Genomic DNA, 23238 nt, shown 5'->3' on the forward strand with positions numbered 1-23238 from the left:
CCTCAGCTTCCACCCGGTTCCGCCGGGGAGATCGATCCGCTCTCCTCCCGCTCGACGCGCATCCGGGCGCTGTTGAGAGCTGTTTCCAGGGTGATGGTATCCAGCACCGCCTTGGTGAGATCATCAATCTCGCGGGTGATGCTCTGCAGTTCCTCGACCACCGCCTCCCCGGCCCGCCCCCTTGGACTGGGAATATCAAGTTCCGACTCCAGAGATTCAAACAGCTCGATGACATCGAGCAGCGTGGTCCGATTGGGAACCCCGGTGAAACGATAGCCGCCTCCGGCGCCGCGTACCGCCTGCACCAGGCCTGATCGCACCAGGGTGCGCAGTACCTTGGCCAGGTGATGCGTAGAAATGGCATATTTGTCGGCAATGTCGGTCGCCGAAAGCTGCCGTTCGGGATCGCCGGCCAGCTCCAGTACGGCATAGAGCGCAAACAGACTTGCCTTATGCAATTTCATAATGGCTTTTCCAGTTCGATGTAGCGCCCGGTCCGCAGCCCCTGGCTGCGGAAAAAGGACAGGGTCAGCTTGTTCTCCCGGTCAACCATGGTCCGCACGGTCGTGACCCCGGCTTTTTTCAGCCGTCGGCAGATCTCTTCGAACATCAGCTGCCCGACACCCAGTTCCCGGGTGCGGGGGGACACGCTGAGGGCGAAGACCCAGCCGCAGGGGGGCGAACCGAATTCCCAGGCGCGCACCTCGCCAATGATGAAACCAATAGCCTCACCCTCCCGTTCGGCGACCAGAAAAATCCGGTCATCCCGCTCGGCACCGACATAACGGTCGAAGACACCGCGCCAGTAGGCCGGCTTTTCATCAGCGACCCCGACCAGGTCCAGCGCCACGACGGCCTCGAAGTCGGCCGGTCTGGCATTGCGGATGGTGATGTGATCTGTCATGTTCATGGCCTGATCGCTGCTTCCTGCCCGGGAACGGGCTGCGGCAAAACTCGGTATTGTGGTACCACAAATACCACTTGGATCACAAGGAATTTCCCGCTATCGGAATAACGGCGTTATATTTTCTTGACGCAAATTTGGTATTGCAGTACCTTTTTACACGATTCGACATTCAAGGATCTGATCGACCGCAATCGACGGCCCGAAAGCCGTTCGAGACATTCTCCTGACTCAGGGGGGCATGGCGGATGAAGAGTACTGGCAGGTCAACGACTTGTGCTGTTCGCCGGCAATGACCCCGCTGATCCGGGATTTGAAAAGGGGCAAGCGCATGAGGTACGCAGAGACAGGCTACAATCTCGAAATCGATCTCTCCCGCGGCAACATCGAAAAGGTTGCCACCGACCCGAAGGAGACCGAACTCTATCTCGGCGGGCTGGGCACCAACGCCAAGCTGATCTGGGACCGGGTCCCTCCCGAAGTGGAGCCCTTTTCCCCCGACAATCTGCTGATCTTCGGCGCCGGCCTGCTCTGCGGAACTCCGGCGACCGGCTGCAACCGCACCATCGTCTCGACCATCTCTCCCCAGACCCGGCTGCTGGCCTTTTCGATGATGGGCGGCTTCTGGGCCCCGGAGCTGAAGTACGCCGGATACGACAAGGTGGTGCTGCGCGGCAAGTCGCCCGATCTGGTTTACATCTGGATCCACGACGACAAGGTCGAAATCCGCGACGCCTCCCACCTGCGCGGCAAGGGCGCGATCGAGACCGCGGAACTGATCAAGCAGGAACTGAACCAGCCCAAGGCCCAGGTGGCGGCGATCGGCATGGCCGGCGAGAACCGGGTCTACTACGCCTCCATCGAACAGGGCCGCTCCAGCGCCAGCCGCGGCGGCATCGGCGCGGTGATGGGCGACAAGGGCGTCAAGGCGATCGTGGTGCGCGGCACCAGGGATCTCAACATCGCCCGGCCGGAGGAATTCCTCGGGCTGTGCAACGAGGTGCTGGACTATATCAAGTACCGCGAGGAGCACCCGATCCCGGGCGTGATGCCGATCCTGGCCGGGCTCGGCTCGCCGCAGGAGATGAAAGTCCACGACGAGAAGTGGCATACCGAAAACTTCATGTGGGGCAACTCCCGGGAGCGGCGCAAGGGCTTCTGGACCGACGAGATCGCCAAAGAGTGGACCGAAACCATGGAGAAGGCCCGCACCCGGCTGATCAGCTGCTTCAACTGCCCGATGAAATGCGGGGCGACCATCTCCATGCCGGGCCTGCCGACCTACATGATGAAATGCTTCACCAAGCTCACCTACACCATGGGCGCCTTCTCCGATCTCGACTTCGGCCTGCGCATCGCCCAGAAGGCCACCGAGTACGGCGTCGACGGCTTCTCCGCCCCGCAGGTGATGGCCTTCGCCATTGAGCTGCTGGAAAACGGCATCCTCAGCAAGGACGATTTCCCCGGCATGCCGGAGGACAACGAGGGCCGCTTCTTCTACCTGCTCGACATGATCGTGCGCCGCGAAGGGATCGGCGACCTGCTCGCCAACGGCACCTACTGGGCGGCGAAGGAAATCGGCAACGGCGCCGAGGAATTCGCCCACAACAACATCAAGAAGACCGAGCAGCTGCCGCTCAAGCTGTCGATGCTCAACCCGATCTACTTCCTGATGTACTCCACCGGCGAGAAGATCAACATCACCCAGATCGAGGGCCAGTTCCCGCAGGCGCCCTTCCCGACCCGGGAAGCCCGCGAGGAGTTCGTCAAGGACTGGATCCAGGTGCCGGACGATCGCTTCAAGCAATATTTCGTCGACTGGGAGCTGCGCGGCGAGAACTCCATGCCCTTCTACCCGACCGTGGAGATGTGCTGCGACATCGTCGACTGGCAGGAGCGGATGCACTACATCGACGACGCCCTCGGCCAGTGCGCCGGGCTGTCCTCCTTCCCGCTGAAACCGCCCTACCACATCCACAACTACCCGAAGTTCATCTCCGCCGGGGCCGGCATCGAAATGGACGAAGAAAAACTGACCGCGGCGGCCAAGCGCTATCGGACCCTGGTGCGGGCGATCAACATCCGCCGCGGCATGCGGCGCAAGGACGAGAAACCGCCGGCAAACCACTGGAAGAAACGCTTCCCCGAACTCGAAGAGCAGCTGCTGGACGCCTATTACAAGCTCAAGGGCTGGAACCGGGACGGTATTCCGACCGCCGAGTCGCTGCGGGAGCTGGGGCTCGATTATGTCAGTGAGGACTTCATCCAGCGGGGCATTCTGGGCGACGACGAAGCCGCGGATCCGACCGCGAACCAGCAAGCCGCAACGGCACAGTAGACGGGAGGGCGCAAGCCGTGACCAGCAAAAAGAAGACCATCAAGAACATCAAGATCGACGTCGACAAATGCAACGGCTGCCGGGCCTGCGAGGTGATCTGCTCATCCTTCCACGCGATGCCGAAATACAGCAGCAACAACCCGGCCCGCTCACGCATCCGGGTGATCCATGACCCGTTGCGGGACATCTACGTGCCGGTCTACGCCGGGGAATACGCCGTCGCCGAATGCGCCGGACGCGACAAGTACGTCATCGACGGCAAGGAATACGACGAGTGCGCCTTCTGCCGCGCCGCCTGCCCCTCGCGGGAGGAGTTCAAGGAGCCCGACTCCGGCCTGCCGCTGAAGTGCGACATGTGCGAAGGGGAGGACGAACCGCTGTGCGTCAAGTGGTGCCTGGTCGACGCCCTGACCTACGAGGAGCGGGAAGAAGAGGTCGTCGTCGAGGAAGAGGACACGCCGGATGAAATCGAAATCGGCCTCGAGACCCTGATCAACAAACACGGCCTCGACAAGCTCCTCGACACGGTGGAACAGCTGGCGAAAGACAAAAGCTGAAAACCGGATCTCGCGCGGAGACGCGGAGGCGCAGAGAAAACCAAAACGCCGGACCGGTCAAAACCTGAAGAAAATCTCTGACCTTCTCTGCGACTCTGCGTCTTGAGTGAGCAAAGCGAACGGGCGCGAGGCGACTTGGCATTATTGCCCGCATGACCAACAAACAGACAGGTGACAGCGTGGAAACAGTAGCTCCCGAACAGGAAATCGTCGAGGTCATCAAGGAAAACGGCGGTGACTCATTCAAGTACTGCTATCAGTGCGGTCTGTGCGACGCGGTCTGCCCGTGGAACCGGGTGCGCGATTTCAGCATGCGCAAGATCGTCCGCCAGGCGACCTTCGGCCTGACCGAGATCGACCAGGAGGAGATGTGGCGCTGCACCACCTGCGGCACCTGTCCGCAGCGCTGCCCGCGCGGCGTGAACCAGATCGAGGCCGGGGTCGCCCTGCGCAAGCTCGCTGCCGAATATGATGTCTACCCGGGCAATGTCGCCCCGGTGCAGACCGTCATCGCCAACCTCACATCCCAGGGCAATTCCCTCGGCGGCGATCGGGAACAGCGCGCCGAATGGGCCAAAGGGCTGCCGGTCAAGCCCTACGCCGAAGGGATGGAAATCCTCTATTTCACCGGCTGCTACCTGAGCTACGATCCGCGCATGCGCCAGGTGGCGACCGCCACCGCCGCCATCCTCAACAAGGCCGGGGTCGATTTCGGCATCCTCGGCGCGGCGGAGAACTGCTGCGGCGAAAGCATCCGCAAGACCGGCAACGAAGACCTGTTCAAGCGCCTGGCCAAGGACAACATCAAGGCCTTCATCGACCATGGCGTCAAGCGGGTACTGGTCTCCTCGCCCCACTGCTACCACACCTTCAGGAACGAATATCCCGAGTTCATGGTCAACTTCGAGGTGGTGTTCATCTCCGAGCTGATCGCCGAACTGATCAACGACGGGCGGCTCAAGCTCAACGGCGAGTACCCGAAAAAGATCACCTACCACGACCCCTGCTACCTCGGCCGCCACAACGGCGTCTATGACGCCCCGCGCGAGGTGCTGGGCAAGGTCCCCGGACTGGAGCTGAACGAGATGGCCGACTCCCGCGAAAACAGCCTCTGCTGCGGGGGCGGCGGCGGCCATATCTGGATGGAGACTCCCAAGGAGGACCGCTTCTCCGACCTGCGCGTCAGGCAGGCGGTCGAGGTCGGCGCCGAGGTACTGGTCACCTCCTGCCCCTACTGCATCACCAACTTTACCGACAGCAGCCTGGACCTGGATGAGAGCGAGGCCCTGGAGATCAGGGACCTCACCGAAATCATTCAGGCGGTGCTCTGAGATAAAGGAAGAATCATGGCAAACACTGCAGTCGAAAGACCGGCTTTGAATCATTCCGCGGACAGAAACCGGGGCGACGTGCTGATCGTCGGCGGCGGCATCAGCGGCATCCAGGCCTCCCTCGACCTCGCCGAATCGGGATTCCGGGTTTTCCTGGTCGACAAGTCACCGGCCCTCGGCGGCAAGATGTCGCAGCTGGACAAGACCTTCCCCACCAATGACTGCTCGATGTGCATCGAGTCGCCCAAGTTCATCGAATGCTCGCGCAATCCCAACATCGAGATCATGACCTACACCGAGGTCGACCGGGTCGACGGCGAGGCGGGCGATTTCCGGGTCACGCTGACCAAGAAACCGCGCTACATCGTCGAGGAGAAATGCACCGGCTGCAACATCTGTGTCGATTACTGCCCGGTCGAAATCCCCGATCCCTTCAACCAGGGGTTGTCGAACAACAAGGCGGTGCACATCCACTTCTCCCAGGCGGTGCCGCTGGTCACCTACGTCGATCCCGAGACCTGCCTCTACCTCAAGGAAGACAAGTGCCAGATCTGCGTCGGCGCCTGCAAGACCAACGCCATTGACCTGCACCAGCGGCCGGAACAGTTCGAGGTCGAAGTCGGGGCGATCCTGCTCTCACCCGGCTACGACACCTTCGATCCGAAACTGCGCAACGACTTCGGCTACGGGCAGATGGAGAACGTCGTCACCAGTCTCGATTTCGAGCGGCTGCTCTGCTCCACCGGCCCCTTCGAAGGCGAGGTGCTGCGACCGTCCGACCATACTCACCCGAAGAAGATCGCCTGGATCCAGTGCGTCGGTTCGCGACAGGTGATCGAAGGCGGCAACAGCTACTGCTCGGCGGTCTGCTGCACCTACACCCAGAAGCAGGTGATTCTCGCCAAGGACCATGACAGCGGGCTCGACGCCACCATCTTCCACAATGATATCCGCGCCTACGGCAAGGATTTCGAACGCTTCTACCAGCGCGCCGCGAAGCTCGACGACGTGCGCTTCATCCGCAGCTATGTCACGGTCGGCCGGGAGATCCCGGAGAGCAAGAACGTCACCATCCGCTACGCGACCTTCGACGGCGGGGTCAAGGAGGAGGAGTTCGACCTGGTGGTGCTTTCGGTCGGACTGAATCCCCCGGCCGATGCCGAGCGCCTGGCGCGGACCTTCGACATCGAACTGAACGAGCACGGCTTCTGCAAGACCGACCCGGCCAACCCGATCCTGACCAGCCGCAAGGGAGTGTTCGTCAGCGGCGCCTTCCAGGGCCCGATGGACATCCCCGAGGCGGTGGTCACCGCCAGCGGTGCCGATGCCCTCTGCGGCCGGCTACTCAGCTACCGCCGCGACAAACTGAGCCGCGAACGGGTCTACCCGCCGGAACGGGATGTCTCCGAGGAAGAACTGAAGATCGGGGTGGTGGTCTGTCACTGCGGCGCCAACATCGGCCGGGTGGTCGACATCCCGGCGGTAGTCGAGTACGCCTCGACCCTGAAGAACGTCTCCTGGGCGGGCGAAAACCTGTTCGCCTGCTCCACCGAGAACGCCAAGCAGATCTCCGACGCCATCGTCGAAAAGGGCCTCAACCGGGTGGTGCTGGCGGCGTGTACCCCGCGCACCCATGAGCCGCTGTTCCGCGACACCTGCCGCGAAGCCGGCCTCAACCAGTACTTCTTCGAGTTCGCCAACATCCGCGAACACTGTTCCTGGGTTCACTCCAAGGAGAAGGAGAACGCCACCCAGAAAGCCAAGGACATCATCCGCATGTCGGTGGCGCGGGCCGCGCACCTGGAACCGCTGCAGGAGTTCGATCTGCCGGTCAACAAGGCGGCGCTGGTCATCGGCGGCGGCCTGGCCGGCATGACCAGCGCCCTGAACATGGCCGATCAGGGTTTCGAGGTCTACCTGGTGGAGAAGGACTCCGACCTCGGCGGCATGGCCCGCCGGCTCCACTACACCCTCGAAGGAATGGATGTCCAGGCCCACCTGCAGCAGCTGATCCGCAAGGTCTACCGCAATCCGCTGATCCACGTCGCCACCGACGCCGAGATCCGCGAGGTCTCCGGCTATATCGGCAACTTCGTCACCACCGTCGATCGCGGCGGGCGACTGCAGAAGATCGCCCACGGCATCGCCGTCGTCGCCACCGGGGCCGAACAGCATCGCCCCGACGAATACCTCTACGGCGAGAACGAACGGGTGCTGACCCAGCTGGAACTGGAAGGAGAGATCGTCACCGACAGCGAGCGGGTCGCCAACGCCTCCAGCCTGGTGATGATCCAGTGCGTCGGCTGTCGCGAAGAGGGCCGCAACTACTGCAGCCGGATCTGCTGCGGCCAGGCGGTCAAGAACGCCCTCAAGCTCAAGGAACGCAACCCGGAGATGGATATCCACATCCTTTACCGCGACATGCGCACCTACGGCTTCAAGGAGGATTACTACCGCCAGGCCGCCGAGCGGGACATCAAGTTCATCCGCTTCGAGCCGGAACAGAAACCACAGGTCGAAGCGGTCGGCAGCGGACTGAAGATTACCGTCCCCGACCCGGTGCTGGGTCAGCAGCTGGAGCTGGAAGCCGACCTGCTGGCCCTGTCGGCAGCCGTGATCCCGGCCGAAAGCGGCCAGGAGCTGGGACGAATGTTCAAGGTTTCGATGAATCCCGACGGTTTCTTCCAGGAGGCCCATGTCAAGCTGCGACCGGTCGACTTCGCCGCCGACGGCGTCTTCCTCTGCGGCACCGCCCAGTACCCGAAGCATATCCACGAGACCATCAACCAGGCCTACGGCGCGGCCGGCCGGGCAGTCGGCATCCTCTCGGGAGATACGGTCACCGCCTCGGGCGCGGTCTGCGACGTGGATGAATACGCCTGCATCTCCTGCGGCGCCTGCATCAGCGCCTGCAACTACGACGCGATCAGCTTCGTTGACACCCCGCAGGGACGCAAGGCCCGGGTCGAAGCGGTACTCTGCAAGGGCGACGGGCTCTGCAACGCCAAGTGCCCGACCGGGGCAATCTACCTGAAGCACTACACCGACGATGAAATCTTCGCCCAGATCGACGAGGCGATTTCGTGAATAACGGGTTCACCACAGAGACACAGAGGACACAGAGGCACGGAAAAAAGACAAAGGCAATGCGGACGCCAGAAGCGCCAAGAAAGGCAATTTTAAAAAGGCTTATTCAGTTTTAGCTTTTACCTTGATTCTCTTGGCGAACTTGGCGCCTTGGCAGCGAAAACAGATAAAAAGATAAAAGATTTTCTCGGTGTCCTCCGTGACTCGAGTGAGCAGAGCGAACGGGTGGTGACAAAGATTTTCACCATCATCCTCAAACGACTGACAAGGACTGAGTAAAAATGTGCAGATGCAAGGCGGCCGAAATCCCGAGGAATAAGGCGTACCGAGAGGTACGTCGTTGGCAGGGATGAGGCCAACGCCGCAGATGCGCGTTTTTCCTCAGCCCCAATAAGAAAGGAGGAAACCATGGCAGGATTTGAATACAAGCCCAGCGTCATCGGATTCTTGTGCACCTGGTGAGCGTACGGGGCTGCGGACCTGTCTGGAGTTTCCAGACAACAATATAGTACCGAAACCAAGATTATCCGGGTCATGTGTACCGGCCGGGTTGACATCTCCTTTGTCCTGCGCGCTTTTTCCAGGGGCGCGGACGGGGTCTTCATCGGCGGCTGCTGGCCGGGCGAATGCCACTACGTGACCGAGGGCAATTATGATGCCCTGTTCAACATGCACCTCTGCCGCAAGCTGCTTCAGCGGATCGGCATCAACCCGCTGCGCCTGCGGCTGGAATGGATCGCCGCCTCGGAAGGGGCCCGCTACGCCGAGGTGATGAACGACTTCGGCAAGCAGCTCAAGGGCTTCGGCCCGCTCGGCAAGGGCGAGGGGATCGAACCCGAGACCCTGAAGCTGAAGCTGGAGGCCCTCAACAAGATGGTTCCCTACATCAAGCTGGTGGAGCGGGAACGGCTGCGAGCACGGTTTGCCACCGAAGAGGAGTACGCCGACTATTTCGCCAGCGAGGATTTTGCGCGGCTGTTCGACCAGCTGCTGGTCGACAAGCTGGCCATCAGCCAGCTGACCCTGCTGCTGCGGCAGAAGCCGCTCAGCAGCGCGGAGATCGCCCGGGCCCTGGACCTGGAGCCGGGTGACGTGTCGCGGCACCTCAAGGAGTCGACCACCCAGGGGCTGGTCCGCTTCGACGCCGAGCAGAAGTGCTTCGCGCTGGCGTGAGGAACCGGCCTAACGCAGAGGCGGAGAGGAAAACGAACCGGAGACGGAGAGATAAACAAGAAGGCGGAGCAAGAAATCAAAGCTGTTTCTCTGCGCCCCTCCGTCTCTGCACCCCAGCGTTGAAAAGGTTCTCAATACCTGTGGTGAACCTGAAAATCATTATTCGCAATGAAGAGGAACTCCATGGATATCGCAACCGTCGATCAGATTATTGACAAGCACCAGAGCGAGGCCGGATCGCTGATCCAGGTGCTGCTGGACATCCAGAGCCAGAACAACTGGCTGCCCAAAGAGGCACTGACTCGGGTCAGTGAGCGGCTCAAGGTGCCGATGAGCCGCATCCGGCACATCACCACCTTCTACAAGACCTTCAGCTTGGTGCCCAAGGGCCGCCACGAGGTTCACGTCTGCATGGGCACCGCCTGTCACGTGCGTGGCGCCGAGCGGGTGCTCGACACGGTCAAGGAAGTGACCGGAGTCGGTCCCGGCGAAACCGACCCCGAACTGAATTTCAGCGTCGAAACCGTCAACTGCCTCGGCTGTTGCGCCCTGGGCCCGGTGATGGTGGTCGATGGTGAATATCACGGCAACGTGGAAACCGCCGAAACCGCTGAAGTGCTGAAGCAATGCACCTGCAGCGGTGAGTGAGGAAAGACTATGCCAAGGATGAAATCAGCTGCCGAGCTGGAGGAATTCCGCCAGCAGATTCTCGCGCAAAGGGATGCCGACCAGCCCTGCTTCACCCTCTGTTCCGGCAGTGCCTGCCATGCCACCGGCTGCGGTCCGGTGGCCGCGGCGGTCGAACAGGAACTGGAAAAACAGGGGTTGACCGACAAGGTTCGTTTCCGGCGCACCGGTTGTCACGGCTTCTGCGAACAGGGGCCGGTCGCCGTCATCTACCCGGAAGGGATCTGCTATCTCAAGGTCAAGCCGGAGGATGTCGCCGAAATCATCACCGAAACCATCGTCAACAAGAAGGTGATCGACCGACTGCTCTACGTCGACCCGAACACCGGCGAGAAGGCGACTCTGGAAAACGAGATCCCCTTCTACAAGAACCAGCAGCGCCTGATCCTCGGCCTGAACCTGGAAATCGATCCCCAGAGCCTGGAGGATTACCTCGCCGCCGGCGGCTACCAGGCGCTGGTCAAGGCGCTCTTCGAGATGACCCCGGAACAGGTGGTCGGCGAAGTGAAGGAAGCCGGACTGCGCGGCCGCGGCGGCGCCGGTTTCCCTTCCGGCGTCAAGTGGGATTTCGCCCGCAACGCGCCGGGCGAGCAGAAATACGTGATCGTCAACTGTGACGAGGGCGACCCGGGCGCCTACATGGACCGCTCGCTGATGGAGGGCAATCCCTACGCCGTCCTCGAAGGCTTGATGATCGGCGCCTACGCCATCGGCGCCAGTGAGGGCTATGTCTATATCCGCCAGGAATACCCGCTGGCGGTGGAAAACCTCGAAGTCGCCATCGCCAGGGCGGAAGAACACGGCCTGCTCGGCCGGGACATCCTCGGTTCCGGTTTCGATTTCACCGTCAAGGTCCATCGCGGCGCCGGCGCCTTCATCTGCGGCGAAGAGACCTCGCTGCTCAAGTCCCTCGAAGGCATGCCGGGCGAACCGAACGCCCGCCCTCCCTTCCCGGCGATCAAGGGCCTGTGGAACAAGCCGACCAATATCAACAATGTCGAAACCTGGTCCAACATCCCCCTAATCATCAACCGCGGCGCCGAATTCTTCAACGCCATCGGCACCGAGGGCAGCAAGGGCACCAAGATCTTCTCGCTGGTCGGCAAGGTCAACAACACCGGGCTGGTGGAAGTACCGATGGGCGCCACCCTGCGCGACATCATCTTCAAGATCGGCGGCGGCATCCCCGGCGACAAGGCGTTCAAGGCGGTACAGACCGGCGGCCCCTCGGGCGGCTGCCTCCCGGCCGATCTGCTGGACACCCAGGTCGACTTCGACGAACTGACCCGGGCCGGCGCCATGATGGGCTCCGGCGGCATGATCGTCATGGACGAAGACACCTGCCTGGTCGATCTCGCCCGCTACTTCCTCGGCTTTCTCAGCGATGAATCCTGCGGCAAGTGCACCCCCTGCCGCGAGGGCATCCGCCAGATGCTGAAGATTCTCGCCAGGATCACCAACGGCCAGGGCAAAGAGGGTGACATCGAGCGGCTGCAGGACCTGGCCGAGACCACCCGCGGAGCCTCGCTCTGCGCCCTCGGCAAAACCGCCCCCAACCCGGTCCTCAGCACCCTGAAGCATTTCCGCGACGAGTACGAGGCCCACATCCATGACCAGCGCTGCCCGTCGCTCTCCTGCAAGCAGCTGATCGCCTTCCATATCGATCCGGAGAAGTGCCGGGCCTGCGGGGCCTGCCTGAGGAAATGCCCCGCCGAGGCCATCGACGGCGGCAAGAAGCGCATTCACGTCATCGATCAGGACAAATGCACCCGATGCGGCTCCTGCCTTGATGCCTGTCCCGCGGCCTTCGGCGCGGTCGGCAAGCTGTCCGGCGAACCCGTCCCCGCGCCTGTACCCGAAGAACAGCGAGCCATAGGATGACCGACCATGAGTGATATTATTCTACAGATCGACGGCAAAGAGGTTGCCGCCAAGCCCGGCATGACCGTTCTCGAGGCGGCCCAGAGCGCCGGGATCGCCATCCCCACCCTCTGCCACCACGAAAAGCTGGAACCCTACGGCGCCTGCCGGATCTGCACCGTGGAGGCCGATGCCGGCGGCCGAACCAGTTTCGTCGCCGCCTGCCTCTACCCGGCGGAGAAGGGCCTGGTGGTCAGGACCCGGACCGAGCAGGTGAACCGGATGCGCAAGGTGCTACTGGAGCAGATGCTGTCCCACGCTCCCGACTCGGAGGACCTGCTGGAACTGGCCGGGGAGTACGGCGCCGACCCCCACCGCTTCGAAAAGGAGCCATCCTTCTGTATCCTCTGCGGGCTTTGTGTGCGATACTGCGCCGAGGTCAAGCAGAAGCACGCGGTCAGCTTTTTCGACCGGGGGGCGAAGCGGGAGATCAACTTCATCCCGGAGATCGCCGTCAAGGAATGCTGGGACTGCAAGGAATGCTTCCCCCTCTGCCCGACCTCGGCGCTGCAGGCCGCCTACGTGCTGACCGAATCGCTGCTGACCCCGCCGGAAGAACCGAGCAGTTGCGGAGGCTGCTCGAGCTGCGGATAACCGGGGGACGCGCACCGCAACGGGTGACTGATGGAACAACCCTCCAACCGAAACATAGTCCGCATCATCCAGGGCCGGAGGGAAGAAGCGGCACGCCGGGTGGTGGAGGAATTCCCCCTGCGGCTGCGGGTCAACGACCGTGACCTGGCGACCCTGGTCTGTTCCCCCCACCAGCTCAACTACCTGGTCGCCGGCTTCCTGCGGCTGCAGGGCTTCATCGACAGTCTCGACGATATCATCATCATGGGCGTCTGCCAGGCGGATGCCCAGGCCGAACTGCGGCTCAAAAGTGAAGTCCCCGGGCAGCTGCGGCCGATCCTGACCTCCGGCTGCGGCACCGGCATCACCTTCAACCTGCCGCAAAGCATCCTCCGTTCTTCCGCCGCCCTTTGCCGCAGCTACCGCGCCGCGGATGTCTTCCACGTCATGCGGGAGCTGAACGACCGCGCCGAGCACTACCGCAACCACGGCGGCATCCATTCGGCTGCCATCGGCGATGCCGACGGCCTGCGGCTCTACGCCGAAGATATCGGCCGCCACAACACCCTCGACCGACTGGCCGGCGAAGCCCTGTTCCGCAACCTCGACCTGCAGAACAAGCTGCTGGTGACCTCGGGACGGATCTCCACCGAGATGGTCGCCAAGGCAGCCCGCCTCGGCGTCGGCCTGCTGGCCTCGCGAACCTCACCGACCGACAAGGCGATCGACCTCTGCGAACAGGCCGGCATCACCCTGATCGGCTACCTGCGCGGCGACCGGATGGAAATCTTCAGTCATCCGCAGCAGCTGACCGTAAACGACCACCCCGCACATCCGTAGGGGCGACCGGCCGGTCGCCCCTGCCCCGTTGACACATGACCATATAAGGACTATATTCAGTTCTATCAGCGAAGGGAGCGAACCGATGAAACTATCCGACCAGATCAAACCGATCAGTTATCTCAAGTCACATACCGCGGAGATTTTTCGCAACCTGGAAAAACAGGGGAGTCCGTTGATCATCACCCAGAATGGTGAAGCGAAAGCCGTGGTGCAGGATATTCACAGCTACGAACAAGACCAGGAGAGGCTGGCCCTGCTGAAAATCCTGGCCCTCGGCAATCGCCAGGTCGAAGAGGGCCGGGTCCAGGCGGCTGAAGATGTTATCGCCCGACTGAGATCCAAGGGGCTTGAGAGGTAATGGCCGGCAAGGTTTATTTGACCGACGATGCCACACACGACCTTGAAGAGCTCTACGCCTACGTTGTCCGACACGACATACCGGAAAAAGCCGAGGACCTGCTCCGCCGGATAGAATCGGTTTTTTCCAGCCTGGCCGAGATGCCCCAGCGCGGTGCTTATCCCCGGGAATTGCAGGAGCTCGGAATCCGGGAATTTCGCGAGGTCTTTTACAAACCCTATCGCATTATCTACCGAATCACCGGCGAGGACATCTACGTCATGCTGATAACCGACGGCCGTCGGGATATGCAGACCCTTTTGCAGAACCGCCTGCTGTAGGGGCGACCGGCCGGTCGCCCCTGCCCCCGCAATCACCCCGTAGATTTTTTCGTTGACATTAAATTGGTATTGAAGCACCATAATACCATAATGCTTTGCGGAAACACTCCGGGAAGGCTGCGAAACCCGCCTCGCCTGCTATGCTTGAACCTGCGGCAGCGAACGGTCACGAGCCGTCCCGAACCGTAGAAACCCACCTGAATCCGTCAGGAGAACCTGTATGGCCACCAAGTCCGTCAAGCAGATCATCGATTTCTGCCACGAGCTTTTCACCGACCTGGAGTTTACCCGGGCGCGGCAGTGGAAGGACGCCGAGCCGGGGCGCAAGGTGATCGGCTACATGCCGGTCTACGTACCGCGCGAGATCATTCACGCCGCCGGCATGCTGCCGCTCGGCATCCTCGGCGGCGGCGCCGACATGGAAGTGATCCACGGCGACGCCTACTACCAGAGCTACATCTGCCGCATTCCCCGTTCGACCATCGACCTGGCGATCACCGGCAAGCTCGACTTCGTCGACGGCATGCTGTTCCCCTCGATCTGCGACGTGATCCGCAACCTGACCGGCATCTGGCAGCTGATGTTCAAGGAGAAGTACGTCCGCTACTTCGACACCCCGCAGAATTTCCGCGACGAGATCGGCGGCACATTCTACGCCCACGAGCTGGGCGAGCTGCGCGCCGACCTGGAAGAGCTGGGCGGGCGGAAGATCAGCGACGAGCAGCTGAACCGCTCGATCGCGATCTACAACGAAAACCGCGAATGGGTGAACCGGGTCTACGACTACCGGGCCGCGACCCCGTGGAAGGCCCCGGCTTTTGAGGTCTACCTGCTGATGCGGGCCGGGATGGTGCTGCCGCCGGAAGAACACAGCACACTGCTGCGCGACTACCTGGCGGCGGCCGAGCTTGAAGACCGGCCGCTGCGCGACAACTGCCGGGTGGTGATGACCGGCTCCTTCTGCGAACAGCCGCCGCTGAACCTGATCAAGTCGATCGAGCTGGCCGGCTGCTACATCGTCGACGACGATTTCATGCTGGTCAACCGCTGGCTGCTGCAGGAGGTGCCGACCGACGGCGACCCGCTCGCCAACCTCTGCCGGGCGTTTCTGCACCACAGCGCCGAAACCGCCGCCAAGTACGAGGCCGACATGGAGAAGAAGGGCAGCTACCTGCTCGGCCTGATCGAGAAGCGCAACGCCGAGGGCGTGATCTTCGCCGCACCGAGCTTCTGCGACCCGGCCCTGCTCGACCAGCCGATGATCGTCAGACGGGTGGCGGAGCGCAACATCCCCTACATCACCCTGCAGTACGCCGAGAATTCGGGGCAGATGCAGCCGATCCGCGAACAGGCCGGCACCTTTGCCGACTCGATCAAGTTATGGAGCGCCTCATGAGCCAGGACGTCGTCAAATCCCCCTCGCAGCTCAAGCAGAAAGAGATGATCCGCCGCAACTACGACAAGATCACCAGCGGCGAGGTCAAGGTCTCCTCGACCTTCGTGCCGGGCAATCTCAACGAACTGCTGATGTGTTTCGATATCGCCAACAACCTGCCGGAGATCAACGCCATCCAGAACGGCATGCGCAAGAAGTCGGGCGAGATGATCGTCGAAGCCGAGCGCAGCGGCCATTCCGAGGACGTCTGCACCTACGTCAAGGCCGACATCGGCATGATGGCCAAGGGCAACATCGCCCCCAACGGCAAGCCGATGCCGAATCCCGACCTGCTGCTGCTCTCCTACACCGGCTGCTTCACCTTCATGAAGTGGTTCGAGCTGCTGCGCGAGGAGTACCGGTGCCCGACGGTGATGCTGCATGTCCCCTACGCCGCCGACGGCCGACCGACCCGAAACATGCGCGACTATATCGTCAAGCAGCTCAAAGAAGAGGTCATCCCGACTCTGGAACAGGTCTCCGGAATCAAGTTCGATATCGACCGGCTGCGCGAGTACCTGCGCAAGTCGGCCCGGGCCGAGGACGACCTGGTGTGGATGCTGGAGCAGGCCAAGCGCAAGCCCTCCCCCATCGACTGCTACTTCGGCGGGGTCTACTACATGGGCCCGATCTTCACCGCCTTCCGCGGCACCGACGACGCCATCGAGTACTACCGGCTGCTGCGTGCCGAGATCGAGCAGCGGATCGAACAGGGTCTGGGCGCCATGACCCCGGAAGGGGACATGCCGGAGGAGAAGTACCGGCTGGTGGTCGAGGGCCCGCCCAACTGGACCTCCTTCCGGGACTTCTGGAAGATGTTCTACGAGGAGGGCGCGGTGGTGGTGGCCAGCTCCTACACCAAGGTCGGCGGGGTCTATGACTACGACGGCTTCCGCCACGACCCGGAACATCCCCTCGAGTCCCTGGCCGACTACTGCCTGGGGGTCTACACCAACCGCAACCTGCCGACCCGGGTGGACATGCTGGCCCGCAACGTCATCGAGTACGAGGCCGACGGCCTGCTGATCAACTCGATCAAGAGCTGCAACAGCTTCTCCGCCGGGCAGCTGGTGATGATGCGCGAGGTCGAGAAGCTGACCGGCAAGCCGGCCGCCTTCATCGAAACCGACCTGGTCGACCCGCGCTACTTCTCCGCGGCCAACGTCAAGAACCGCCTGGAGAGCTATTTCCAGATGATCGACCAGAAACGCCGGGCCGGCGGCTCCGGACCTGCGACGCCGGCAACCATGAATAAAAGATCCTGAAGAACAGGCCCGAAACCTGAAGCGTCAGGCACCAAGAGAATCAAAACACATTTCAACGGAGAGGCGCAGAGAATGCAGAGATGGAGAGCAACCCAAAAGATCTTTGGTTCTCGTTTGCCCCTGAAAAGCCCCTGCGTCTCTCTGCGCGCTCTCCCTCTCTGCGCCTCTGCGTTAAAAGGATTCTTTTGGGCGACTTGGCGGCAAGCAGTTTTTGTCGGGGATACGGAACCGGCATTGACCAAGGGGCATCAATAAAGGACAGCTTATGCGGACATTTATCGGAATTGATTTGGGTTCGACCACCACCAAGGCGGTGCTGATGGACGAGAACCGCGAGATCCTCGGCCGCGGCATCACCAACTCCCGCTCCAACTACGATGTCGCCGCCGCGGTCACCAAGCAGGAGGCGAAGATCGCCGCCCGCTTCACCCTCTTCAAACAGCAGCTCGGCACGGCCGGCGGGGTGGAAGCGCTGCTCGAAGACCTGGAGCGGAATTTCCGCCTGGAGCAGTTCCTCGACGAGTTGAAACAGCTCGAAGAAACCTGCGACGGCTACCTCGACCAGCCGCGTTTCCAGGAGAACAAAGCCGCCCTGCGTGAAGCCCTGGCACCGATCTTCCGCGCCATCGAGGCGGAAGCCCCGCAAATCTACGCCCGCGGCGCCGAACGCAAGTCGGACTTCTTCCGCGACCTGGCCGGGGCGCGTTTCATGAACATCGCCGGCAAGGTGGCCAAGGAGTCCGGCATCAGCTTCGAAACCCTGCTCAATATCTACGACAAGTCGATCATCGATGTCGAAAGCCTGGTCCCCGCCGACGAGGAGGTCGGCCGGCAGATGCTCAAAGGGCTGGCGCGGGCGCTGCAGGACGCGAGCGACGTGACGATCAGCGAAACCGAGGCCCGGACAGCCCTGGAGAAAGTACTGGCCATCGAGCTGGAGGAGACCTACGTGGTCGGCACCGGTTACGGCCGCATCCGCCTGCCCTTCCCCAAGGAGCATATCCGCTCCGAAATCCTCTGTCACGGCCTCGGCGCCCACATGATGTTCCCGGAGACCCGCACGGTACTCGACATCGGCGGCCAGGACACCAAGGGCATCCAGGTGGACGAGAACGGCATTGTCACCAACTTCCAGATGAACGACCGCTGCGCGGCCGGCTGTGGCCGCTATCTCGGCTACATCGCCGACGAGATGAACATCGGCCTGCACGAACTCGGCCCAATAGCCATGAAGGCGACCCGGGCTCTGCGGATCAACTCCACCTGCACCGTCTTCGCCGGCGCCGAACTGCGCGACCGCCTGTCCCTCGGCGAGGACCGCGCCGAGATCCTTGCCGGCCTGCACCGCTCGATCATCCTCCGCGCCATGTCGATCCTCTCCCGCGCCGGCGGAGTGCACGACCAGTTCACCTTCACCGGCGGCGTGGCCAAGAACCAGGCCGCGGTGCGGGAACTGCGCAAACTGGTGCAGGAGAACTACGGCGACGTCACCATCAACATCAGCGCCGCGTCAATCTACACCGGCGCCCTCGGCGGAGCGAGCTTCGCCCACCGGGCGGTGAACTGAAAACTTTAACGGAGAGGCGCAGAGTTGCAGAGATCGCTGAGACAAGCAAAAACGGTTCAACCTGAAAACCGGCAACGACTTTTCTCTCCGTCTCCGCCCCTCTCCGTCTCTGCGTTGAAAAACCTGACGGTGGCAACACCGTTTCAAGGAGAACCGGCATGACCACCACCATCGGCATCGACGTCGGCTCCGGCGTCATCAAGACCGTTCTATTCCAGACGGAAGGCGACGACCACCGCTGGCTCGCCCGACGCGACCTGCGCATCCGCCAGAACGACCGCTTCGAGCTGATCGCCGAATCGGTGGCGGCGGTGCTCGCCGAAACCGGCCTGGACCGTGAAGCCGTCGACTACATCGCCACCACCGGCGAGGGAGAGAACGTCAGGGACGCGACCGGGCACTTCTACTCCATGACCACCCACGCCCGGGGCGCCATCTACCTCAACCCCGAGGCCCGGGCGGTGCTCGATATCGGCGCCCTCAACGGCCGGGCGATCCGCATCGACGCCCAGGGCAAGGTGCTCAACTACCGGATGACCAGCCAGTGCGCCTCCGGCTCCGGGCAGTTCCTGGAAAACATCTCCCGCTACCTGGGAATCTCGCAGGATGAAATCGGCGAGCTGTCGCAGCAGTCGACCAACCCGGAAAAGGTCAGCGGCATCTGCGCGGTGCTGGCCGAAACCGATGTCATCAACATGGTCTCCCGCTCGATTCCGCCGAGCGACATCCTGCGCGGCATCCACGAATCGATGGCCGGGCGGCTGATCAAGCTGCTCAAGGCGATCGGCGTGGTCCAGGGGGTGGTGATGATGACCGGCGGCCTGGGCCTCGACTCCGGGCTGGTCAAGGCGATGCAGGACGGCATGGACGAGCAGAAGATGGCCACCCGCATCGCCACCCACCCCGATTCGCTCTATGCCGGCGCCATCGGCGCGGCAATCTGGGGTGCCTTCCGCTACCGCAAGCTGAAGGAAAAGGGGCAACTGCCGAAGGCATCCTGAGCCGCGATACTATTTATGAAAATCTCCCGCCGCCAAAACGCCAGGAGCACCAAAAGATTCAAAACCGATTTAACGGAGAGGCGGGGAGGAGCAGAGCCAGAGAGAGAATCTTATGGGTTCAAAACCAAAAACTGCTTTTGGTTTTCTCTGCGTTCTCTCCCCCTCTGCGGCTCTCCGTTAAAAAAGGTTTTCTTGGCGTTCCTGGCGCCCTGGCGACCAACCCTGGCCTGAAAAACCGGAGGAACGACAGATGAGTCAGCTGACATTTCGATCACTCCATCCTGATGACCTGGACGCTGTCTGCGACATCGACAGCCGCATCGTCGGCCGCTCCCGGCGCGGTTTTTACGAAAAGCGCCTGACCGTCGCCACGGCGTCACCGGAGACTTTCATCACCAGTGCGGCGTTGCGGAACGACCGGCTGTGCGGTTTCGCCTTCGTCCGGCTGCAGGAAGGGGAATACGGGCAGGCCGGCAGGCTGGCTATCCTCGATGTCATTGGTGTTGACCCGGAGTCCCAGGGGAAGGGCATCGGCAGCGCGGTGCTGACCGCGATCGAACAGCGGATGCGGAAACAGCAGGTGAAACAGCTGCGCACCGAAGTCGACTGGAACGATCACGGCATGACCCGCTTCTTCTCCACCTCCGGGTTCAGCCTGGCGGCGGGCCGGATCCTGGAACGCGACACCTCGCCGCTGGCCGAACCGGTCGCCGAGATGACCAGCGTCCGGATGGACGGCCAGTGGCGGGTCCACAGCGGCCCCGGAGGCAACGACTACGACACCCTCAGCCGCGACCGGGTGCTGACCCGCTCACTGCAGGAGGCCGACCTTAATGACGTGGTGCGCATCGACCGCAAGCTGACCGGCCGTGACCGCGGCGACTATTATCAAACCAAATTTCGTGAAATGCTGGTAGAATCGGGAATCCGGGTCTCCCTGGTCGCCGAGCGCGACGGGATCATCACCGGGTTCGTCATGGCCCGGGTCGATTATGGTGAATTCGGCCGCGCCAGCCAGACGGCGACCCTCGACACCATCGGCGTACATCCGGCGGAGAAGGGCAGCGGCATCGGCCGGGCGCTGCTCTCCCAGCTGCTGAACAACCTTGCCACCCTGCAGGTCGAGGCGCTGCGAACCCAGGTCGCCTGGGAGGAGTACGAGCTGCGGCGGTTCCTGCAGCGTTGCGGGTTCAACCCGTCCCAGCGCCTGCTGCTGGGCAAAACGATCACTTGAATCAGCTCGCCGCTGATCTGTTATTCCTGAATCAGTGGGTTTCTGTTGGATGGAGAGTGCAAGTGCTTGGTCTGAATGAGATTTCCAAAAATCTAAAGCGCACCCATAGGTTCGTCGGTGATTTTTGGGAACCTCAGGCAGGTCAATGACTTGTGCTATCCGCCGACGAGAAGCTCACTGATTCAGGTTATTCCAACAGGGAGAAACTCATGCTCACTCAGAAGATACTGGTTCCGCTGGATCAATCCTCCATTTCGGCCCGCACGGTTGAAGGGCTGATCGCCCTCAGGCAACACCTCACCCCGCCGCTGGTCCTGCTGCACGTCCTCGACCTGGAGCGGCTGGCGGTCAGGGGCTTTCCGGAAAAAAGCTACGCGGAATTCGCCGCCCGCGTCCACCGGGAAGCCGAACAGTTCATTGCCAAGCAGGAACAGCGTTTTATAAAGGCCGGGCTCGCCGTTGAAACCCTGCTCAAGGAAGGGGAAGTGCTGGAAACCATCTGCAAGCTCGCCGACAGCGGCGACTATGAACTGCTCGCCATCGGCCGCAACCCGGTGAGCGAATTGCGGGACCTGCTGTTCGGCCAGGTTGCAAACAGTGTTATTCATAAGGTAAAGTGTCCGGTACTGGTTCTTTGAACCGGCAACCGGTCAACGGAGGGGCTGCCCCGGGCAGCCCCCTGGCATCCGTTCCCACCTGACACGGGTGAACAGACCCGGTGCGACCGGTATCCTGCAATGGGTGCGTCGCGGAATCCAGCAGATTCTTTCGGCGCCTTCTTGTCCATCCCGAAGGGAGGACCCTGATGTCAGCACTCCCCGCCGGAGGCGAGTTCCTGCTCCGCCCGCCCGCTATCGCCCCCTTCGTTCCGGAGGATTTCACCTCGGAACAACGGCAGATCGCCGCCACCACCGAAGCCTTCATCAACAACGAGATCCTCCCCGACCTCGACCGGCTGGAACAGCAGGACTTCGAGCTGTTGCGCGAGAAGCTGTGCCGCTGCGCCGAACTCGGCCTGTTCCTGGTCGACATCCCGGAAGAGTACGGCGGACTGGAACTCGACAAAGCGACCAGCATGCTGGTGGCGGAAACCATCGGTCCGAGCGGCTCCTTCGCCATCACCTCCAGCGGCCAGACCGGCATCGGCTCGCTCCCCCTGGTCTATTACGGCACCGCGGAGCAGAAACAGAAATACCTGGAGAAGCTGACCAGCGGCGCATGGATCGGCGCCTACTGCCTGACCGAGCCCGACTGCGGCAGCGACCCCTTGAGCGCCCGCGCCACCGCCGTCCTCTCCGAAGACGGCTCCTGCTACATCCTCAACGGCGTCAAGCAGTTCATCACCAACGCCGCCTTCGCCAACCTGTTCACCGTCTTCGCCAAGATCGACGGCCGACAGTTTTCGGCCTTCCTGGTGGAACGACAGACGGCCGGGCTCTCCATCGGCAGGGAAGAACAGAAGATGGGGCTGAAAGGAACCTCGACCGCCCAGGTCATCCTGGAGAATGTCCGGGTTCCGGTCGGCAACCTGCTCGGCGAGGCCGGCAAGGGGCACAAGATCGCCTTCAACGTGCTCAACATCGGCCGCCTGAAACTGGCCGCCACCGTGGTCGGCGCCGCCAAGGGCGCCCTGGCCGAGGCCGCCGGCTACGCCGGGGAGCGCAAGCAGTTCGGCCGGCGGCTGATCGAATTCGGCGCCATCGGCGAGAAACTGGCCGACATGAGCGCCGCCCTGTTTGCCGCCGAATCGGTCCTCTACCGGGTCGCCGGCCTGCTCGATGCGCGCATCGCGGCCCTCGACCGCGGCGGTGACGACTATTACCAGCGCTACCAGCAGGCGATCGAGGAATACGCCGGGGAATGCGCCATCGCCAAGGTCTTCTGCAGCGAGACCCTGGCCCAGGTCGCCGATGAGGCGCTGCAGATTCACGGCGGCTACGGCTATATCCGCGACTACCCGGTGGAGCGTTTCTACCGGGATCAGCGCATCAACCGGATTTTTGAAGGCACCAACGAAATCAACCGGATGCTGATTCCGACCCTGCTGCTGCGGCGGGCGGACGAGGGAAGGCTGGACCTCTGGCCGCGGGCGCAGGCCGTCAAGGACGCATGGGATTCCGACAAACGGGAGGAAACCGGACAGGAACTCCTCACGAACGTCAGGACGCTCTACCTGCTGTTGCTCGCATCGGTTCGAGAGCGGCGCGGGGAACAGGAGATCCTGCTGGCGCTGGGAGACATGGCCATCGACATTTTCGCCCTTGAAAGTTCCCTACTCCGGGTTCGCCGGGCCGGCGCGGGCGCCAGCGCGCAAAAGCGCTCACTGCTGGAAGCGGCCGCCGTCATCAACCACTTCGAAATTGCCGGCCGCCTCCGCCAGAGCGCCCTGCGCCTCAACGCCTACGGCAGCGACGACCCGGAAATGTTGCCGGGACAGATCGAACGGCTCTGCCGCTGCCCGGGTACGGGCCTGCTGGCCGCCAAACGGAGCCTCGCCGCGGCAACCGGCGAAGCGGGGGGCTATCTGTTCTGAGTTGAAAAAGTATGATTCCAAGATACCGTGAAAACCTTTTTAACGGAGAGACGCTGAGGAGGAGAGAACGCGGAGTCAAATCTTTAACCTGAATCAAGGTTTAACCCCAAAA

20 protein-coding genes are annotated in these 23238 nt (G+C 62.2%); 18 read left to right on the forward strand and 2 right to left on the reverse strand.

Going from position 1 to position 23238, the window contains the following annotated elements; all coding sequences use genetic code 11:
* Positions 1 to 2: 2 nt before the first annotated feature.
* Positions 3 to 464 carry an Rrf2 family transcriptional regulator gene (locus B5V00_RS10260; protein WP_085010700.1) on the reverse strand — a complete coding sequence of 154 codons (462 nt, stop codon included), beginning with the start codon at positions 462 to 464 and terminating at the stop codon, positions 3 to 5.
* A complete protein-coding gene (locus B5V00_RS10265) occupies positions 461 to 904 on the reverse strand; it encodes a GNAT family N-acetyltransferase (protein WP_085010779.1) in 444 nt (147 codons plus the stop codon). The genes B5V00_RS10260 and B5V00_RS10265 overlap by 4 nt, the downstream gene beginning before the upstream one ends.
* 331 nt (positions 905 to 1235) lie before the next feature.
* Here B5V00_RS10265 and B5V00_RS10270 point away from each other — a divergent pair, with 331 nt between their 5' ends.
* The 18 genes from B5V00_RS10270 to B5V00_RS10355 all read left to right on the forward strand — a co-directional run bounded on the left by B5V00_RS10270 (position 1236) and on the right by B5V00_RS10355 (position 23126).
* A complete protein-coding gene (locus B5V00_RS10270; protein ID WP_085010780.1) occupies positions 1236 to 3242 on the forward strand; it encodes an aldehyde ferredoxin oxidoreductase N-terminal domain-containing protein in 2007 nt (668 codons plus the stop codon).
* Between the two features lie 17 nt (positions 3243 to 3259).
* Complete coding sequence (locus B5V00_RS10275; protein WP_085010701.1) at positions 3260 to 3799, forward strand: 4Fe-4S dicluster domain-containing protein; 540 nt, start codon at positions 3260 to 3262, stop codon at positions 3797 to 3799.
* A gap of 179 nt (positions 3800 to 3978) precedes the next feature.
* The gene (locus tag B5V00_RS10280; RefSeq protein ID WP_172399707.1) at positions 3979 to 5130 is read left to right on the forward strand and encodes a (Fe-S)-binding protein; all 1152 of its coding nucleotides are present in this window, start codon (positions 3979 to 3981) and stop codon (positions 5128 to 5130) included.
* A gap of 15 nt (positions 5131 to 5145) precedes the next feature.
* The gene (locus tag B5V00_RS10285) at positions 5146 to 8217 is read left to right on the forward strand and encodes an FAD-dependent oxidoreductase (protein WP_085010703.1); all 3072 of its coding nucleotides are present in this window, start codon (positions 5146 to 5148) and stop codon (positions 8215 to 8217) included.
* 408 nt (positions 8218 to 8625) lie between these two features.
* On the forward strand, positions 8626 to 9390 hold the full coding sequence (locus tag B5V00_RS10290) for a hydrogenase iron-sulfur subunit (protein ID WP_085010704.1): 765 nt from the start codon (positions 8626 to 8628) through the stop codon (positions 9388 to 9390).
* Between the two features lie 183 nt (positions 9391 to 9573).
* A complete protein-coding gene (locus tag B5V00_RS10295; RefSeq protein WP_085010705.1) occupies positions 9574 to 10038 on the forward strand; it encodes a complex I 24 kDa subunit family protein in 465 nt (154 codons plus the stop codon).
* Positions 10039 to 10047: 9 nt separating this feature from the next.
* Positions 10048 to 11958: an NADH-quinone oxidoreductase subunit NuoF gene (gene nuoF / locus B5V00_RS10300; RefSeq protein WP_085010706.1), complete on the forward strand. Its 1911-nt coding sequence runs from the start codon at positions 10048 to 10050 to the stop codon at positions 11956 to 11958.
* A 6-nt stretch (positions 11959 to 11964) separates the two neighbouring features.
* Positions 11965 to 12591, forward strand: a complete 627-nt coding sequence (locus tag B5V00_RS10305; RefSeq protein ID WP_085010707.1) for a 2Fe-2S iron-sulfur cluster-binding protein — start codon at positions 11965 to 11967, stop codon at positions 12589 to 12591.
* A gap of 30 nt (positions 12592 to 12621) precedes the next feature.
* Complete coding sequence (fdhD, locus tag B5V00_RS10310; protein WP_085010708.1) at positions 12622 to 13410, forward strand: formate dehydrogenase accessory sulfurtransferase FdhD; 789 nt, start codon at positions 12622 to 12624, stop codon at positions 13408 to 13410.
* Positions 13411 to 13495: 85 nt separating this feature from the next.
* Complete coding sequence (locus B5V00_RS10315; protein ID WP_085010709.1) at positions 13496 to 13771, forward strand: type II toxin-antitoxin system Phd/YefM family antitoxin; 276 nt, start codon at positions 13496 to 13498, stop codon at positions 13769 to 13771.
* Entirely contained in the window at positions 13771 to 14091 is a 321-nt protein-coding gene (locus tag B5V00_RS10320) for a type II toxin-antitoxin system RelE/ParE family toxin (RefSeq protein ID WP_085010710.1), read from the forward strand. Before B5V00_RS10315 ends, B5V00_RS10320 begins: the two co-directional genes overlap by 1 nt.
* Positions 14092 to 14311: 220 nt before the next feature.
* Entirely contained in the window at positions 14312 to 15487 is a 1176-nt protein-coding gene (gene bcrC / locus B5V00_RS10325) for a benzoyl-CoA reductase subunit C (RefSeq protein ID WP_085010711.1), read from the forward strand.
* Positions 15484 to 16791: a benzoyl-CoA reductase subunit B gene (bcrB, locus tag B5V00_RS10330; RefSeq protein ID WP_139800735.1), complete on the forward strand. Its 1308-nt coding sequence runs from the start codon at positions 15484 to 15486 to the stop codon at positions 16789 to 16791. The genes bcrC and bcrB overlap by 4 nt, the downstream gene beginning before the upstream one ends.
* A gap of 265 nt (positions 16792 to 17056) precedes the next feature.
* Positions 17057 to 18358 carry a benzoyl-CoA reductase subunit A gene (gene bcrA / locus B5V00_RS10335; protein WP_085010713.1) on the forward strand — a complete coding sequence of 434 codons (1302 nt, stop codon included), beginning with the start codon at positions 17057 to 17059 and terminating at the stop codon, positions 18356 to 18358.
* A gap of 158 nt (positions 18359 to 18516) precedes the next feature.
* The gene (gene bcrD, locus B5V00_RS10340; RefSeq protein ID WP_085010714.1) at positions 18517 to 19359 is read left to right on the forward strand and encodes a benzoyl-CoA reductase subunit D; all 843 of its coding nucleotides are present in this window, start codon (positions 18517 to 18519) and stop codon (positions 19357 to 19359) included.
* Between the two features lie 250 nt (positions 19360 to 19609).
* Complete coding sequence (locus tag B5V00_RS10345) at positions 19610 to 20593, forward strand: GNAT family N-acetyltransferase (RefSeq protein ID WP_085010715.1); 984 nt, start codon at positions 19610 to 19612, stop codon at positions 20591 to 20593.
* A 209-nt stretch (positions 20594 to 20802) separates the two neighbouring features.
* Positions 20803 to 21231, forward strand: coding sequence for a universal stress protein (locus B5V00_RS10350; RefSeq protein WP_085010716.1), 429 nt, complete (start codon positions 20803 to 20805; stop codon positions 21229 to 21231).
* Positions 21232 to 21398: 167 nt separating this feature from the next.
* Positions 21399 to 23126, forward strand: a complete 1728-nt coding sequence (locus B5V00_RS10355; protein ID WP_139800736.1) for an acyl-CoA dehydrogenase family protein — start codon at positions 21399 to 21401, stop codon at positions 23124 to 23126.
* Positions 23127 to 23238: the final 112 nt, after the last annotated feature.

The sequence above is a fragment of the Geothermobacter hydrogeniphilus genome (genome assembly GCF_002093115.1).
Lineage (GTDB): Bacteria > Desulfobacterota > Desulfuromonadia > Desulfuromonadales > Geothermobacteraceae > Geothermobacter_A > Geothermobacter_A hydrogeniphilus.